The sequence below is a fragment of the Pseudomonas sp. genome, assembly GCF_032058845.1.
In the GTDB taxonomy this organism is placed as follows: Bacteria; Pseudomonadota; Gammaproteobacteria; order Pseudomonadales; family Pseudomonadaceae; genus Aquipseudomonas.
Genome location: NZ_DAMCCR010000090.1, coordinates 1 through 17,862, shown reverse-complemented (window position 1 = coordinate 17,862; position 17,862 = coordinate 1). Strand labels below are relative to the sequence as shown.

The window sequence follows — 17,862 nt, the reverse complement described above, 5'->3', positions numbered from 1 at the left end:
TGTTGCAAGGGCGCGCCGATCAGCAGGTCAAGCTGCGCGGCTTTCGCGTCGAACTGGGCGAGATCGAAGCCGAGCTGGCGGCGCTGGCGGACGTCAGTGAAGCCGCCGTGGTGCTCGACGGCCAGGGCGAGCCGCTGGCTTTCGTCACCGCGCAGAGTGAGGCGCCAGACGACTGGGGCAACCGCCTCAAACGCCAGCTCGAACAGCGCCTGCCCGCGGTGATGGTGCCGCGCAGCGTGCAGCCACTGGCGCGCATGCCGCGCCTGGGCAACGGCAAGATCGACCGCCAGGCCCTGACCGCCAGCGACCTTGGCGCCACCCAGCAGCCCTACGTGGCGCCACGCGATGCACTGGAGCAGGTGCTGGCAGCGCGCATGGCGCAATTGCTCGGCAGCGAACGCCTGAGCGTGGAGCAGGACTTCTTTGCCGCGGGTGGGCATTCGCTGCTGGTGATCAAGCTGGTGGCCGGCATCCGCAAGCTGCTGCACTGCGAGGTGCATCCGGGCGTGGTCTTCGACCATCCAAGCCCGGCAGCGCTGGCCCAGGCGTTGCGCTTGCAGGAAGCGGCGCCAGGGCAGTTGGAGAAGCTGGCCCAGGCCCGTGTGCGGCTGGAGGCGATGAGCCCGGAGGAGAAGGCACGGTTGCTGGAGAAGGCGCGGCAGCCGGGGTAGGGCAGGGTGTGCTGGGCAGCGGTTGGAGGCTGACGTACGGCGCTGGAGGGCGCGGCTGTCGGTCTGCCAATCGGTGCTTTGTGTACCGGGACGGCGCAGCCGTCCTGCCTCCGGCGACGCGGACCGGCAGCCAAAACGCGTCTGCAGCCATTGAGGCTGCTGCGCAGCCCATCGCGGCTGACCGGAGCGCCGGACCGGCCGCTCCCACAAAACGCGGTCCGTGTAGGAGCGGCTTCAGCCGCGATGGCCGGCGCAGCCGGCCCGGTCCAGGTGTCGCGAAATAGCAGGCACAAAGGGGTTGCAGCCCTGGGTCGGCTGCGCCGCCCATCGCGGCTAAAGCCGCTCCTACAGGACCGAGTTGCTGTTGAAAAAAGCCTGATCCGACCGTTTGTCAGCCCTTCGTGAAAGACAGTTGGCTCCCACAGGGACCATGATTCGCTACGGGATGCCGTCGCTCATGAGCCACCGCTTCACTGCTAACATTAACCTTGCCCGACCGTTAGTCTGCTTTTGGTGAAAGACAGTTGGCTCCCACAATGAAGTAAGCCAGAGGTGCCCAGGCAACCTGCCAGATTCACTCAGGTGCGGGTGTCGGTTCGACGTGTCGACTTGTCTGAAACGAGCGTCAACCTGCCTGGATTCGCACGCTGCTCATCTGCCTGACATCGAGCACGGTGCTCGTCGAGCATTGCCGCTGTGCACCCGTCAATAGACCCCTAGGTGTATTACATCGCAATCCTGTCATCTGACCCTGGATGTATTGCGTCGCATTTCGTCGCACCACGCATGAACGCTTCTTAATTTCACCCATACCCCTTTCGTCTAGTGACCGAGCAGGTACGACCTCAGGCCGGCCGCTCCCAGGAAGCTGCTTCGCCAGGAGGGCGAATTCCGACCAGTTATCCGCAAGAGGCGACGGTCATCCAGATCACAACGTACGGAGTAACACAGCAAATGAAATCCGATCAGGTCAGGCAGGCGGGGAGCCTGGGCCTCTGGGAGCGTACCCAGTGGCGGTCTTGCGCATCGATCATGGTTCTCGGGCTTGCCCTGGGGTTGGGTAACGTGGCGCAGGCCGAGCCCGTGGCGGTGAACATTCCCGCCAGCTCGCTGAACGATGCGCTCACCGCCCTGGCCCGGCAGACCGGCCTGCAGTTGCTGTTCGAGCCAGGCCTGGTCAGCGGCAAGCGTTCCACGGCGGTGTCCGGGACCATGGAGCCCGGCCAGGCGCTGGACCTGCTGTTGATCAACGCAGGGCTGACCTATCGGATCGACAATGGCACGGTGATCATCAATGCACCTCGGTCGGGTGCAGGCGCCGGCGCTGCGCTGGAGCTGGAAAGCACCACGATCATCGGGCAAGGCATGGGCGAGGCCACCGAGAACAGCGGTACCTACAAGGCAGGTCTGACCAGCGTCGGTTCCAAGACCCCCACGTCCATCCGGGAAACCCCGCAATCGGTCTCGGTGCTGACCTCCCAGGCGATCAAGGACCGGCAGATCACCACCCTCGGCCAGGCCATGCGCGCAACGCCCGGCATTACCGTCAACAACTCCAACTACCGCACCCCGCGCTACTACTCGCGCGGGTTCGAGATCAAGAACCTGCAGGTCGATGGCGCGGCCAGCCTGGACACCAACGGCGGCTACTCCAACCACCTGTACAACATGACCGAGTTCGACCACGTTGAAGTGCTGCGGGGTTCGGCAGGCCTGTTCGGCGGGGTGGGTGATCCAGGCGGCATCATCAACCTGGTGCGCAAGCGTCCGCTTGACCATTACCAACTGAAATTCGAGGCCTCGGCCGGCACCTGGGACAACTACCGCTCGGAAGTCGATGTCACCGGCCCGCTGGCCTTCGATGGCGCACTGCGCGGTCGTCTGGCAGCCAGCTACACCGATCGCCAGTACTTCATGGACGGTCGCGGCACGGAAAACCCGACCGTCTATGGCGTGCTCGAAGCGGATCTGTCGCCCGACACCATGCTCACCTTCGGTGGCCGTCTGGAGAAGACCAAGGAAACCGGCACCGGCGACGGCCTGATGTTCTACACCTATGGCAAGAAACCGGACTACAACCGCAGCTACTGGCCGACCACCAGCTTCTCCTACTCCGATCACAACGCCAACGAGCTGTTCGCCAAGGTCGACCACTACTTCAATGACGACTGGAAACTCAACGGCTCGGTAACCCGCGTGTGGGATGACGTGGAAAGCCAGGGTGCCTTCGGTTACGGCAACATGGACGCCAATGGCGATGGCTCCATCTGGTCGGGCAGCTACCAGAAAGCCTGGAGCGAGCAGACCGTGCTGGACCTCAACCTGTCTGGCAAATTCCAGTTCCTGGGGCGCGAGCACGAGTTGCTGATCGGTGCCGACCAACAGAAGATCGAAAGCCGCTGGCGGGCAGCCGACGGGGCCAACAACCGGTTTGGTTCGGTGCGCGACCCCTGGATCCCTACCGGTGTGGACAAGGAGTTCTGGCGCGACTACAACCCGACCAACCAGAAACAGTACGGTCTCTACTCGACCCTGCGCCTGCAACTGACCGATCCGCTCAAGCTGATCGTCGGCGCCCGTGCCAGCCGATACTCGTACGACCAGACCTACTCCAAGAAAGACCGCGCGGCGGGTACGTGGGCAGTCGACAACATCATCGACTACCGCAGCGGCACCAAGGTGGTGCCCTTCGGCGGCCTGGTCTATGAGCTGAACAACGAGTGGTCGGCTTACGCCAGTTACTCGGAAATCTTCAACCCGCAAGCCAACTATCAGTCCGGCCCACTGCCGGGTTCGCCACTTGAACCGATGGAAGGCAAGACCTACGAGACCGGGGTCAAAGGCGAGCTGCTCGATGGCGCGCTGAACGTTTCGGCCGCGCTGTTCTACGGCGAGCGTGAAAATCAGCAGATGAAGGACAACCGCTACCCGCCTGAGTCATCGTTGTATGGCGGCAGTTGCTGCTACCTGGCTCAAGGCAAGGTGGTCAGCAAAGGGCTCGATCTGGAAGCGACCGGTGAATTGGCACCAGGCTGGGAAATCATGGCCGGCTACACCTACAACCGCAACGTGACGCGCAGTGCCGACGCGGCCTTCGCCACGGTCACGCCCAAGCATCAGGTGAAGGTGTGGACCAGCTATGAACTGCCAGGCGCGCTGTCGGACTGGCGAGTCGGCGGCGGTGTGCGGGCGCAGAGCGGCTTCTATGTCAGCAACGAAATGACCTACGACGGCAATACCGAGATCGACCCGGTCATGGTGAAGATGAGCCAGGGCGGTTATGCGCTGGTCGATGCCATGGTGGAGTACAAGCTGGATTCGCACTGGACCGTGGCCCTGAACGGCAACAACCTGGCTGACCGCAAGTACTTCGAGACGCTCTACCACCCGGCCTACGCCAACTATTACGGCGAACCGCGCAACTTCATGCTGACCCTTCGCGGCACGTGGAACTGATTCTTCAGCGCGGCTGAAACACCAACGCCCGATGCTTGCATCGGGCGTTTTCGTTGGAGGGGTCGAAGGCGATGATCCGATGGCACTGTTCAGCTGGAGTGATTCATGCCGGGATTTGGGAGCGGCCGGACCGACCGCTCCAAAGTGTAGGAGCGGCTTGAGCCGCGATGGCCGGCGCAGCCGGCCCGATTCAGGCGTCGCCAAACAGCAGGGATATAGAGGTTGCAGCCCTGGGTCGGCGGCGCCGCCCATCGCGGCTAAAGCCGCTCCTACACGGACCGCGTTTGTGTTGCTACGGGGGTGAGCCCGGCCAGGTCGTCCAGTACCTGTTCGAGAAACGCCGGTTGCGCCAGCAGTTCGTGGTGCGAGGCGGCCAGGATGCGACGCTGCAGCGTGCCGCGCAGGCCGTGCTCGAATGCCTCGCGCTCGGCGGCAGGGGTACTTTTCGCCCACCACAGGTGTGCGGCACCGTGCAGCACAGGGAGGGCGTCAAGCGTCTCGGACAGGGCCTTGAGCTTCATCGCCACGAGGAACACCTGGGCCAGATCGGCGGCTTCGAAACCCGAGTAACGCTGGGTCTGCGGCTGCCTGGCCTGCTCCTCACCGATCACCCGCGCGAGCCTGGCGTGGGCCTGTTCGTCCTGCAGCGTCACGTCGGGCAAGTCTTCGATCGGTCGGCCCAGGATCACCCCCAGGAATCGCGCCAGTTCCTCGGTGTGATTCTGCACCGCGCTGGCAGTGGCCACGGGCGCGAAGCTGTCGACCAGCCCCAGGTAGGCCACCTGCTGGCCTTGCTGTTCGAGCCGCTCAGCCATCAGCACGGCCAGGGCACCCCCGAGGGACCAGCCGAGCAGCGCGTACGGCCCTTGCGGTTGATGGGCGCGCAAGGCCTCGACATAGTCATCGGCCATCTGCGTCAGCGAGCGGTCTTGCCAGCTGTGTTCGAGCAGCATGCGACATTGCACGCCAACCACGCTGCGCCGCCCTTCAAGGCGGCGGGCCAGGGGCTCGTAATCGAACAGCGTGCCGAAGCCGGCATGCACGCAGAACAACGCCGGCACACCGGCAACCGGACGATTGAGTGGCAGCAGCGGATCAGGCGCACGGCCGCCGACCGGCGCGGCATAACCCGACAGGTCGGCGATGGTCGGCTTGCTCATCAGGTCGCGCAGTTTCAGCTCGAAACCGGGAATGCCCAGCGCGCGCACCTTGGACAGCACCCGCAGCACGCGCAAAGAGTCGCCGCCCAGCTCGAAGAAGTTGTCGGTGATGCCCACCTGTTCGCGCTCCAGCACCTCTTGCCAGATCGCCACCAGGGCCTGTTCAAGGGCATTGCGCGGCGCGACCTGTGCGGTGGCGGCGTGCTGAGGATCAGGCAGCGCGTTGCGATCGACCTTGCCGTTGGGGCTCAAGGGCAGCTGGGCCAGCCGCTGGATGTGACTGGGCACCATGTAGTCGGGCAGCGTCTCGGCGAGCAGGCCGCGCAGCGCGTCAGCCTGCAGGTTGCCGCCCACCACGTAGGCGACCAGTTGCCGGGCACTGTCGCTGCCACGTGCCACGACCACGGCATCCTGCACGCCGGGGAGCTCGCGCAGCCGCGCTTCGATTTCGCCAAGCTCGATGCGGAACCCGCGAATCTTCACCTGATTGTCCAGGCGCCCGAGGTAGTCGTACACCCCGTCCGGGCGGCAGCGCACCAGATCGCCCGTACGGTACAGGCGGGTGCCGGGGGCGCCGTAAGGGTCGGGCACGAAGCGTTCAGCGGTCAGGCTGGGGCGGGCATGGTAGCCACGCGCTACGCCTTCACCGCCGATGAACAGCTCGCCGGCCAGGTGGCCGGGCAAGGGGCGCAGCAGTGGATCGAGGACCTGCAGCTCGCGCTGGCCGACCGCGCGGCCGATCGGCGCATACACCGCGTCGCAGCGCTGGCCGAGGTCGGCCTTCCACAGCAGCGGGGTGACTACCGTTTCGGTCGGCCCGTAGCCGTTGGTCAGCAGGCGCGGGCGCAGGCTGCGCTTGACCAGCTCGAAATTGGCCTCGGCCACGGCATCGCCGCCGAAGCAGTAGATGTCCACCGGCGGCGGCGCGGGCTGGGTCTCACCGAACTCTGCCAGCTGTTGCAGGTAGGCGGGCGGGAAGCAGGCAATGCTGACCTGCTCCTGATGCAGCACCTGCCAGGTTTCCTCGGCGGTCCACAGGCGGTTGTCGCGCAGCACCAGGCGCCCGCCCGATGACAGCGTCGACAGCCAGCGCTCCTGGGCGCCGTCGAAGGCGAACGACATGAACAGCAACTCGCAGGTCTGCGTATCCATCTCGTACAGCCTGGCAATCGCCTGGCAGTGCATGGCCAGCGGCGCATGGGTCACCGCCACGCCCTTGGGCTTGCCGGTCGAGCCGGAGGTGTAGATCAGATAGGCCAGGTTATCGCCGCAGGCGCGTTGCGCAGGCGTGTGCGAGGGCCAGGCGGCCAGGTCGAGGGTATCGAGGTCGCAGCAGGCGACGCCGGTGTCCTGCGGCAGGCGCGGCAGCAGGCTGGCGCGGCTCAGCAGCAGGGCCATGGCCGAATCCTGCATGGCCCAGCGCAGGCGCTCCTGGGGGTAGTCGATGTCCAGCGGCACATAGGCGGCGCCGGCTTTCATCACGGCCAGGCACGCGACCACGACGTCCAGCGAGCGCTCCAGGGCGATGCCGACGAAGGTCTCCGGGCCGATGCCTTGGGCCAGCAGGGCATGGGCCAGGCGGTTGGCCCGGGCCTCGAGTTGCGCGTAGCTCAGGTGCTGGCCTGCGCAACTGACCGCCAGGTGGTCAGGCTGGCGCAGGGCCTGTGCGGCGATCTGCTCAGTCAGCAGCGGTGCACGCGCCTGGCCAAGGGGACGCGCGGGCTGGGCCTGCGCAGCCCACACCGCGACCTCGCCGAGCGCCAGGTCAGGGTCGTCCAGCAGACGTTGCAGCACCTGTTCGAACTCATCGCGCAGGCGGCTGACCGCCTCAAGGCTGAAATGGCTGCGCAGGAACATGAATTCCAGGTGCAAGACCTCGCCCAGGCGCACCTCGATGTCCATCGGGTAGTTGGTGACGTCCCGCCCCTGGGCCTGGCCGAACTGCAGGTGCGCCTGTTCGACGGCGTCGAGCCGCTCGCTGATGGGGTAGTTTTCGAACACGATGATGCTGTCGAACAGCGGCTGGCCTGCCTGCCCGGCCCAGCGTTGCAGGTCTGCCAGCGACGCCTGCTCGAAATCGCGCACCGCCAGGTTGTCGGCTTGCAGCTGGGCCAGCCAGGCGCTCACCGACAGCGCCGGGTGCGGGCGCTGGATGATCGGCAGGGTGTTGATGAACAACCCGAGAATATCGCCCGCACCCGGCAGGCTGGTGGGCCGCCCGGCGACGGTGGCGCCGAAGCACACGCTGGCCTGCCCGGTGTAGGCCTGCAGCAACAGCAGCCAGGCGCCTTGGATCAAGGTATTGGGGGTCATCCGCAGGCGCTGCGCCTGCTCGCGCAGCACCTGCGTGCGCGGCGCGTCCCAGTCCAGGTACAGCGCCTGATGGCCGTGCAGCCCTGGCGCCGGTTTGGGCTGCACCACCGCGGCCAGTTGGGTCGGGGTCTCGAGCGCTTGCAGGCGGGCGCGCCAGAAGGTCTCGAGGGCGCGGCTGTCCTGCGCCTGCAGCCACTGGATGTAGTCCTGGTAATGCCCGTGCTTGGCCGGCAGCGCCTGCCCGGCATAGAGGGCGAAGACCTCGGCCAGCAGCTGCGAGCTGCTCCAGCCGTCCATGAGGATGTGGTGGGCGGTCCAGATCAATTGCTGGCGCGTCTCGCTCAGGCGGATCAGCGTCAGCCCGAGCAGTGGCGGTTGCAGCAGGTCGAAGCCGCGTTGGCAGTCGGCCTCGGCCTCGGCCTGGAGCTGTTGTGCGCTGACCGTCTGCTCGCGCCAGTCCAGGTAACGCACCGGCAGGTGAGCGCTGCGCAGCACCAGTTGCAGCGGTTCGCTGAGCTGGCTGTCGTGCCAGAACGCCGTGCGCAGCATTTCATGGCGGGCGATCAAGGTGTTCCAGGCCTCGATGAAGCGGGCATTGTCCAGCCCGTCCACCGGCACGCTGGTCTGCGTGACATACAGGCCGCCTTCACTGGACTGCAAGGTGTGGAACAGCATGCCCTGTTGCATGGGCGAGAGCGGATACAGCGTCTGCACCTGCGCAGCCGGCACGGGCAAGGCGTGCAGCTGGCTCTGGGTGAGCTGGGCCAGCGGGAAGTCCGCCGGGGTCGGCGGCCGGTCCTGCTCGGCGACCGCACGCCCTGCGCGCCAGTCGCTGGGCAGTTGCGGCAGCCCGGGCGACGCCTCGACCGCGTGCTGTCGGGCAATGCCGGCCAGGCCCTCGATGGTCTGGTACTGGAACAGCTCACCCGGGGTGAAGTGGATGTTGGCCTGTGCTGCGCGGCTCACGACCTGGATGGACACGATCGAATCACCGCCCAGTTCGAAGAAGTTGTCGCGCACACCGACCTGCGGCAGTTTCAAGACCTGGGCCCAGATCGCTGCCAGTTCCCGCTCCAGGTCGGTACGCGGTGCCAGCATGGTGCGCTCGCTGCGCTGCTGTTCAGGCAAGGGCAGGGCATGGCGGTCGATCTTGCCGTTGGCATTGCGTGGCAACCGAGCCAGGCCGACCAGCAGCGGCGGCACCATGTAGTCGGGCAACAGCTGGCGCAGGTGGTCACGCAGGGTGTCACGCAAGCGCTGCTCATCCGCCTCGGCCTGGGCGGCAACGAAGTAGCCGACCAGTTGCAGCCCACGCGGACCAGGCTGTGCGGCCACCACGGCGTCGCGCACCTCGGCCAGCTCCAGCAGGCGCGTCTCGATCTCGCCCAGCTCGATGCGCAACCCGCGGATCTTCACCTGATGGTCGACCCGGCCGACGTACTCGAGTACGCCATCGGCGCGGCGCCGCGCCAGGTCACCGGTGCGGTACAGGCGCTCGCCCGGGGCGCCGAACGGATGCGGTATGAACGCCTGGGCGGTGCGCAGCGGGTCGGCGACGTAGCCCCGGCCGACGCCCGTGCCAGCGACACACAGCTCGCCGACCACACCGACGGGCACCAGGCGCGCAGCCTCGTCGAGCACATACAGGCGGTTGTTGTCGGTGGGTGTGCCGATGGGCAGGTAGCTGCGCGTGGTCGCGGCCAGGTCGACGCGGAAGAAGGCCACGTCGTCCGAGCATTCCGCCGGCCCGTAGGCATTGACCAGCTGCGTCAGCGGGTAGCGCTGCAGCCATTGCCGGGCCAGCTCGGGGGGCATGGCTTCGCCGGTGGGCAGCAACCAGCGCAGCCCCGGCAGGTCGCCGAGGTCGTCGTGCAACATGCCCTGGATCAGCGTTGGAACACTCTCCAGCACGCTGATGCCGCGTTGGCGCACGTGGTTCAGCAAGGCCTGGGGGTCATGGGCGATGGGCTTGGGCACGATGTCTATGGGCACCCCCAGCAGGGGCCCTGCGAGGAACTGCCAGACCGAAATGTCGAAACTCTGCGAGGCGGTCTGGGCGATCACATCGTCTGCGCCCAGGGCCAGGTACGGGGCCTTGCTCAGTTGGTTGTTGAGCATCCCGGCCTGCTCGACCATCACCCCTTTCGGCAGCCCGGTGGAGCCGGAGGTGTAGATGACGTAGGCGAGGTTCTGCGGGCCGCTGTACACGCCCGGGCGGCCTCGGCGCGGGTGCGCTTGCACACGCTCCCAGACCAGCAGCAACGGTGGCTGCTCCAGGCCTTCGAGCAGCACCCGGGCGTGGGCTTCACAGGCCTCGCTGCAGACCAGCACGCGGCTGCGGCTCAGGCGCAGGATGTGCATCAGGCGCTGCTGCGGGAGGCTCGGGTCCAGTGGCAGGTAGCCTGCGCCGGCCTTGAAGGTGCCGACCATCATGCCCAGCAGCGCCAGGTCACGCTCGCCGAGCAGTGCTACGCACTGATCCAGGGCGATACCCGCGGTGATCAGAGCATGGGCCAGGCCGTTCGCGGCGTTGTCCAGGTCGATGTAGCGCCATTGCTGGTCCATACAAGTGGCGATGACGCGCTGTGGATCGGCGTCCACCTGTGCTTCGAACAGCTGCACGTAGCTCTGATCGAGCGGATAGGCCTGCGCGCTGCGGTTGCAGTCCTGCTCGAGGAACGACTGCTCGTGCGCCGCGAGCAGCGTCAGCGCTTCGACCCGCTGTCGAGGATCGCTGGCCAGATCGCGCAGCAGGTTCACCCAATGGCGGCCCAGGCGCTGGACGGTGACGGCGTCGAACAGGTCGGTGGCGTAGGTCAGGGTGGCCGCCAGGCCGTCGCGGGACTCGTAGCTGTCCAGGGTCAGGTCGAACTGGGTGGCGTTGCTGCTCCAGGCCAACGGGCTGACCTGCAAGGGCCCGGCGGGCGCGGCTTGCGCCTGCTGCGCGCTGTGCTGATGGTTGAACATGACCTGGAACAGCGGCGTGTGGCTCAGGCTGCGCTCGGGTTGCAGGGCCTCCACCAGTTGCTCGAACGGCAGGTCCTGGTGGGCCTGCGCATCCAGGGTGTGCTGGCGCACCTGTTGCAATACATCGCTGAAGCGTGCCAGTGGATCGATCTGCGCGCGCAGCACCTGTGTGTTGATGAAGAACCCGAGCAGGCCTTGGGTTTCCACGCGGTTGCGGTTGGCCACCGGCACACCGACGCGAATGTCCCGTTGCCCGGTGTAGCGGTGCAGCAGCACCTGGAAACTCGCCAGCAGCAGCATGAACAGTGTCACACCTTCGCGCTGTGCCAGGGTTTTCAGGGCTGTCGCCAGGGCGCTGTCCACCTCGATCGCGAGCAAGGCCCCGCGATCGCTCTGGATGGCCGGCCGTGGGCGGTCGAACGGCAATTCCAGCACCGGTTGCTGGTCGCCGAGCTGGGCTTTCCAGAACGCCAGCTGGCGCTCGCGCTCACCGGCCTCCATCCAGCGCCGTTGCCACAGGGCGTAGTCGGCGTATTGAATCGGCAACGCCGGTAACTGCGCTGCGCCGCCCTGGCTGAAGGCGGCGTACAGCTGCACCAGTTCGTCGACCATCACCTGCATCGACTGAGCGTCGCAGACGATGTGGTGCTGCACCACCAGCAGCACATGCTCATCCACTGCCGTCTGCAGCAGACTGACCCGCAGCAGGGGGCCGCGCTGCAGGTCGAACGGGCGCGCCACGCGCGCATCGATCCACGCCTGCAGCGCGGCCTCGTCCAGCGCGGCGTGGCAGTGTTCGAGGGGCAGTGCCAGGTGCGGCTGGATCACCTGCAGCGGGCGCTCATCGCCCAGGGCAAAGGTGGTGCGCAAGGTGTCGTGGCGCTGCACCAGGCTGTCGAAGGCCTGTTGCAGGGCCTGGGTGTCGAGCGCGCCGCGCAGGCGCAGGGCGGTCGGTACGTGGTAGGCGCTGCTCTCGGGCTCGAGCTGCCAGAGGAACCATTGGCGTTCCTGGGCAAACGACAGCGGGAGCTGCTCGAACTCATCGCGCAATGCCGGGATCGGCAGGTTGGCAGGCGAGACCCCCTGTTCGAGCATCTTTTGCAGGAAGGGCCGGCGTTTTTCCAACGGCAACCTGATGAAGCGCCGGGCGATGCCCAGGGCGGCGGTGTGGTCCATCAGATTTCCTCCAGTTCATCGAGCAGCGCTTCGAGCGCCGTGAGTTTTTCGGCGCCGACGGGCGCTGCGTGGGTCGCCAGGTTGGCCACGAAAGTGTGCAGCACCGGGTGCTGGAAGACCTCCTGTGGCGACACCTTCAGACCTAGGTGCAATTGCAGTTGCGAAATCAGGTTGATGACCAGCAGTGAGTGCCCGCCCAGCTCGAAGAAGTGCGCTTCCCGGCCGATGCGCTCGACCTGCAGCACCGCTTGCCAGATCGCCGCCACTTCAGTTTCCAGGCCGGCGTGCGGCGCCACCTGTTCAAGCGCTGGTGCCTGGCTGTGCGCGGCCGGTAGCGCCTTGCGATCGAGCTTGCCGTTGCTGGTCAAGGGCAGTGCGTCGAGCACCAGCACCTGCGCCGGCACCATGTACTCGGGCAGCGCGAACTTGAGCTGCTGCTTGAGCGCTGCCGGCTCCAGCGGCGCGCCGTCGGCTACCACGTACGCCAACAGCTGCGCGCCACCTGGGCCAGGCTGGGCCAGCACGACCGCGTCACGCACATGCGCCAGGGCGCGCAGGCAGGCTTCGATTTCCCCCAGCTCGATACGGAAACCGCGAATCTTCACTTGCTGGTCGATGCGCCCGATGTACTCGATCACCCCGTCAGCGCCGAAGCGCGCCAGGTCGCCGGTGCGGTACAAGCGCCCGCCATCGGCGTCGAAGGGGTTGGGGATGAAACGCGTCGCGGTCAGGTCGGCGCGGTTCAGGTAGCCGCGGGCAAGGCCCGCGCGGCCCACATAGAGCTCGCCGGTGCAGTCAGGCGGCACGGGGTTGAGCTGGGCGTCGAGCAGGTACCAGCTGAGGTCCGCGATCGGCTCGCCGATCGGGCTGCGGTTGGGCTGTTCGAGGTCGGCACGCGACAGCGGCCGGTAGGTGACGTGCACGGTGGTTTCGGTGATGCCGTACATGTTCACCAGCTGCGGCGCGCGGTCGCCGAAACGCTCGAACCACGGCGCGAGGCTGCCGACATCCAGCGCTTCGCCGCCGAAGATCACGTAGCGCAGGTGCTCAGGCGAGGTCTGGGTGTCCGGCGAACAGGCGACATGCATCAACTGGCGGAATGCCGACGGCGTCTGGTTGAGCACGCTGACCCGCTCATCGCGCAGCAGCCCGTGGAAGGCTTCCGGGGTGCGGGTGATGGCCTGCGGCACGATCACCAGACGGCCACCGTGCAGCAGTGCGCCGAAGATCTCCCAGACCGAGAAGTCGAAGGCGTAGGAGTGGAACAGCGTCCACACATCCTGCTCATCGAAGCGCAACCACTGTGCGGTGGCGTCGAACAGGCGCAGCACGTTGCGGTGCGCGAGCAGGGTGCCTTTGGGCAGCCCGGTGGAGCCGGAGGTGTAGATGACATAGGCGAGGTTGTCGGGCGACAGCGGCACGCCAGGGTTGTGCTCGGGGCCTTCGGCGTCATCGAGGGTCGCGGTCAGGAGGCCGGCCGGCAGGGGCAGCCGCGCCAGCACCTGATCCTGGCCCAGCAGCAGCGCCACGGCGCTGTCGTGCAGGATGTGCGCCAGCCGATCCTCGGGCACGTTCGGGTCGATGGGCACGTACGCGCCGCCGGCCTTGAGGATGCCAAGGACACCGACCAGCATGTCGAAGGAGCGCTCGCAGGTCAGGCCGACCAGCTGATCCGGGCCGATGCCTTGGGCGATCAGACGATGGGCCAGGCGGTTGGCGCGGCGGTTGAGCTGCGCGTAGCTCAGGTGCTGGCCCTCGAAGCTCAGGGCGATGGCCTCGGGGCGACGCGCGGCCTGCTGTTCGATCACCTGATGCAGGCACTGCTCGACCTCGAAGTGGCGCGGCGCGGGGTTCCACTGCGCCAGGGTTGCCCGGTGCTCCTCGGCATCGAGGAGTGTCAGCTCGCCCAGGCGCTGCTGTGGATCGACCAGCATGGCGCGCAGCAGGGTTTCCAGGCGCTTGGCCAGCGCTCGAATATCGGCGCTGGAGAATGCGGCGAGGGCGTGGCTGAACTGCAATGACAGTTGCTCACCCAGGGTGGCTTGCAGGGTGAGGGCGTAGTGGGTCTGCTCCTGATGCTGCAGGTTGGCGAAGCGCGGCCCGGCGTGCTGCGGCTGTTGCAGGGCGTCGGCGACCGGGTAGTTCTCGAACACCAGGATGTGGTCGAAGAGCGCCTCTGCGCCTTGCCCGACCCAACGCTGAATCTCGTACAGCGGGGTGTGTTCCCGCTCGCGCAGCGCCAGGCCCTGGGCTTGCACCTGTTGCAGCCACTGGCCGACGCTGAGCTCGGCGCCTGGGCTGGCCACCATGGGCAAGGTATTGATGAACAGCCCGATCTGTTGCTCGATGCCTTTGAGCTGCGCGGGACGGCCCGACACCGTGGTGCCGAAGACCACCGTCGATTGCCCGGTGAGGCGTTGCAGGAGCACGCTCCAGGCCGCTTGCAGCACACTGTTGACGGTCACTTTCTGGCGCCGGGCAAAGGCGTTCAAGGCCTGCGTGGTCGGCGTGTCGAGGCGATGCATGTAGTCGGCGTAACCCTGGGCCGCGTGGCCCTGTGGGGCCAGCGCCAGGGCCAGGTGCGTAGGTTGCTCGAAGTCGCTGAACTGCTCGCGCCAGAAGGCCTGGGTCGCCGCCGCGTCCTGCGCCTGCAGCCAGGCGATCAGGTCGCGGTAGCGACCTGCGGCGCGCGGCAGCGCTTCACCTCGGTAGCGCTGCAGCACCTCGCCCAGCAGCAGCGAATTGCTCCAGCCGTCGAGCAGGATGTGGTGATGGGTATAGATCAGGTGATAGCGCTGCTCGCCGGTGCGTACCAGGCACAGGCGCAGCAGGGGCGCGCTGTGCAGGTCGAATCCGCGCGCGCGTTCAGTGTCGGCCAGGGCTTGCAGGGCCTGCGCGCAATCGCTGTGCTGACGCCAGTCGAGCAGGCTGAACGGCAGCTCGACGCGGCGTTGCACCAGCTGCACCGGCTGCGCCAGGCCGAGCTCCCAGACGAAGCTTGTGCGCAGGATCGCGTGGGCGTGCACGGCAGCGTCCCAGGCGGCGCGAAAGGCCAGCGGATCGAGGTCGTCGACATCCACGCACAACTGGGTGATGTAGTCGCCCTGCGTGTGGCTGTACAGGCTGTGGAACAGCATGCCCTGCTGCATGGGTGACAACGGGTAGAGGTCTTCGATGTTGCCGGCGGCGACCGGCAGGGCGTCGAGCTGCGCCTGGCTGAGCGTCGCGAGGCTGAAGTCCGACGGCGTCACGCCCTGCTGGCCGGGCTCGCAGCAGTGCTCGACCAACTGCGCCAGTTCGGTCATGTAGTCGTCGGCAAGGCGCTGCACGGTGGCGCTGTCGAACATGTCCGCGCTGAAGGTCCAGCGCAGGCTCAGTTCGCCGCCGTAGACCTGGCCATTGAGGCTCAGCCAGTTGGCCAGCGGTGCGTGCTCATCCTGCTCGGCGCCGGCTGCATCGCTGGTGGGGCTGAACAGTGCGCCGTGGTCTTCGGCAAAGCTGGCGTCGAACTGGCCCAGGTAATTGAAGGTGATGCGGGGTGCAGGCAATGCCAGCAAGGCCTCGCGCTGGGCAGGGCTGCCGAGGTAGCGCAGGGCACCGTAGCCGATGCCCTTGTCGGGGATGGCGCGCAGTTGCTGCTTGATCTGCTTGATGGCGCTGCCGCGATCCTCGGCGGGGGTCAGTTGCAGCGGGTACATGGTGGTGAACCAGCCCACCGTGCGCGACAGGTCGAGCGCGTCGAACAGCTCTTCACGGCCATGGCCTTCCAACTGCACCAGCAGGCTGCGCTCACCGCTCCAGCGGCAGATCACGCGCGCCAGGGCAGTCAGCAGCAGGTCGTTGACCTGGGTCCGATAGGCCGCTGGCGCCTGCTGCAGCAAGGCACGCGTCTGCGCGTGCGGCAGCCGTGCCTGCACGGTTCTGCCCTGGCGGTTGCTCAGGTCAGCCTGCGGGTTGCTGCACGGCAGGGTGGTGGGCGCGCCGTGCAATTGCGCCTGCCAGAAGCTCAGTTCGTGCGCGCCCGCGCCGGTGCGGGCATGCGCCTGCAGGTGCTCGCCCCATTGCTTGAAGGCGCACGTCTTGGCCGGCAGGCTGACTGGCAGGCCGCGGCTCACCTGCTCGTACGCCTGTTGCAGGTCTTCGAACAGAATGCGCCATGACACGCCGTCGACCACCAGGTGGTGCACCACCAGGTGCAGGCGCTGCGTGCCGTCAGGCAGCTCGGCCAGCAGACCGCGCAACAGCGGGCCGTTGCCCAGGTCGAGGCTGCGCTGGATCTGCTCCCCTGCCGCGTTCAGCTCGCTGAGGTCGTGCAGCTGAACCTGGCGTAGCAGCGGCGTGCTTGCCGCACGGGCTGGCGCGTAGTCGGCGACCCAGTCCGGGTCGCGCCAGTGGAAGGTCAGGCGCAGGGCATCGTGGTGCAGCCACAGGGCGTGCAGCGCCTGCTCCAGCGTGTCGGCGTGCAGCCGCTGATGGGCCTTGAGCACCACGCTCTGGTTCCAGTGCTGGCGCTGTTCACGGACCTCGTCGAAGAACCAGTGCTGCACCGGCAGCAACGGCGCACTGCCGGTGACGGGCCGCTGGTCCTGCAGGGGTGCCTGCTCGATGAGTTCGGCCACGCCGGCCAGGCCTGCCACGCTCTGATGCTGGAACACGTCCTTGGCGCTGAAGCCGATACCCGCCTGGCGCGCACGGCTCACCAGCTGAATGGAGATGATAGAATCACCGCCGATTTCGAAGAAGTTGTCGTCGCGGCCCACCTGTTCGAGGCCCAGCACGTGCTGCCAGATCGCCGCGATGCGTGTTTCCAGGCCGGGCTGGGGTGCGACGTAGCCCTGGGTGACGGCCTGGCTGTCCACCGCCGGCAACGCCTTGCGGTCCAGCTTGCCATTGCTGGTCAGCGGCAACGCCTCCAGCATCAGCACATGCGCCGGCACCATGTACTCGGGCAACGAGGCCTTGAGCTGGTGTTTCAGCTCGGCCGCGTGCAGCGGCTCGCCGTCGGCCACCACATAGGCCACCAGCTGCGCGCCGCTGGGCCCTGGCAGGGCCAGCACTACGGCATCGCGGATGCCGTCCAGCGCCTGCAGGCGCGCCTCGACTTCGCCCAGCTCGATGCGAAAGCCGCGGATCTTCACTTGCTGATCCAGGCGGCCGGTGTATTCGATCACGCCATCGGCGCCGAAGCGCGCCAGGTCGCCGGTGCGGTACAGGCGCCCGCCCGCGGCATCGAACGGGTTGGGAATGAAACGCGAGGCGGTCAGGCCGGCGCGGTTCAGGTAGCCGCGCGCCAGGCCGGCACGGCCGATGTACAGCTCGCCGATGCAGTTGCGCGGCACCGGGTTGAGCTGTTCGTCGAGCAGGTATTGGCTCAAGTCCGGGATGGGCTCGCCGATCGGGCTCAGGTTGGGGCGCTGCAGGTCGCTGCGCGACAGCGGCCGGTAGGTCACGTGCACGGTGGTTTCGGTGATGCCGTACATGTTCACCAGCTGCGGCGCGCGGTCGCCGAAACGCTCGAACCACGGTGCGAGGCTGCCGACATCCAGCGCTTCGCCGCCGAAGATCACGTAGCGCAGCTGGCTGAGCGACGCGCTGGCCGGCGCTGCGCAGGCCACATGCATCAGTTGGCGGAAAGCCGAGGGCGTCTGGTTGAGCACGCTGACGCCTTCGGCCTGCAGCAGGGCATGGAAGTCGTCCGGCGAGCGCGTGACCGCCTGCGGCACGATCACCAGGCGCCCGCCGTACAGCAGCGCGCCGAAGAGTTCCCAGACCGAGAAGTCGAAGGCGTAGGAGTGGAACAGGGTCCACACGTCCTGATGGTCGAAGTGGAACCACGGCGCCGTGGCTTCGAACAGGCGCAGCACGTTGCGCTGGCTGAGCAGGGTGCCCTTGGGCAGCCCGGTGGAGCCGGAGGTGTAGATGACGTAGGCGAGGTTGTCGGGGGCGACCGCAACCTCGGGGTTGTGCGTGGGCAGCTCGGCGCTGGCTGCGTCCACGGCGCAGGTCGCCAGGCCCGCGGGCAGGCTCAGGCGCGCCAGCACTTCAGGCTGGCCGAGCAACAGCGCTACGGCGCTGTCTGCGAGGATGTAGGCCAGGCGCTCGGCCGGCACGTGCGGGTC

General features: G+C 67.1%; 4 protein-coding genes. 2 read left to right on the top strand and 2 right to left on the bottom strand.

Annotation, left to right across the window (positions count from 1 at the left end):
* Both RT028_RS15960 and RT028_RS15955 read left to right on the top strand, forming a co-directional pair.
* A partial coding sequence (locus RT028_RS15960; RefSeq protein WP_312936091.1) for a phosphopantetheine-binding protein occupies nt 1–671 on the top strand: 671 nt, incomplete at its 5' end.
* A 954-nt stretch (nt 672–1,625) separates the two neighbouring features.
* Nucleotides 1,626–4,127, top strand: coding sequence for a TonB-dependent siderophore receptor (locus tag RT028_RS15955; RefSeq protein ID WP_312936090.1), 2,502 nt, complete (start codon nt 1,626–1,628; stop codon nt 4,125–4,127).
* 269 nt (nt 4,128–4,396) lie between these two features.
* Here the strand turns inward: RT028_RS15955 and RT028_RS15950 are convergent, their stop codons facing one another.
* Both RT028_RS15950 and RT028_RS15945 read right to left on the bottom strand, forming a co-directional pair.
* Entirely contained in the window at nt 4,397–11,743 is a 7,347-nt protein-coding gene (locus tag RT028_RS15950) for a non-ribosomal peptide synthetase (protein WP_312936089.1), read from the bottom strand.
* A partial coding sequence (locus RT028_RS15945) for a non-ribosomal peptide synthetase (protein WP_312936088.1) occupies nt 11,743–17,862 on the bottom strand: 6,120 nt, incomplete at its 5' end. The genes RT028_RS15945 and RT028_RS15950, both read right to left, overlap by 1 nt.

Coding starts and splice junctions, on each gene's coding strand:
- RT028_RS15955 (WP_312936090.1), top strand. CDS start 1,626: ATGAAATCCGATCAGGTCAGGCAGGCGGGGAGCCTGGGCCTCTGGGAG.
- RT028_RS15950 (WP_312936089.1), bottom strand. CDS start 11,743: ATGGACCACACCGCCGCCCTGGGCATCGCCCGGCGCTTCATCAGGTTG.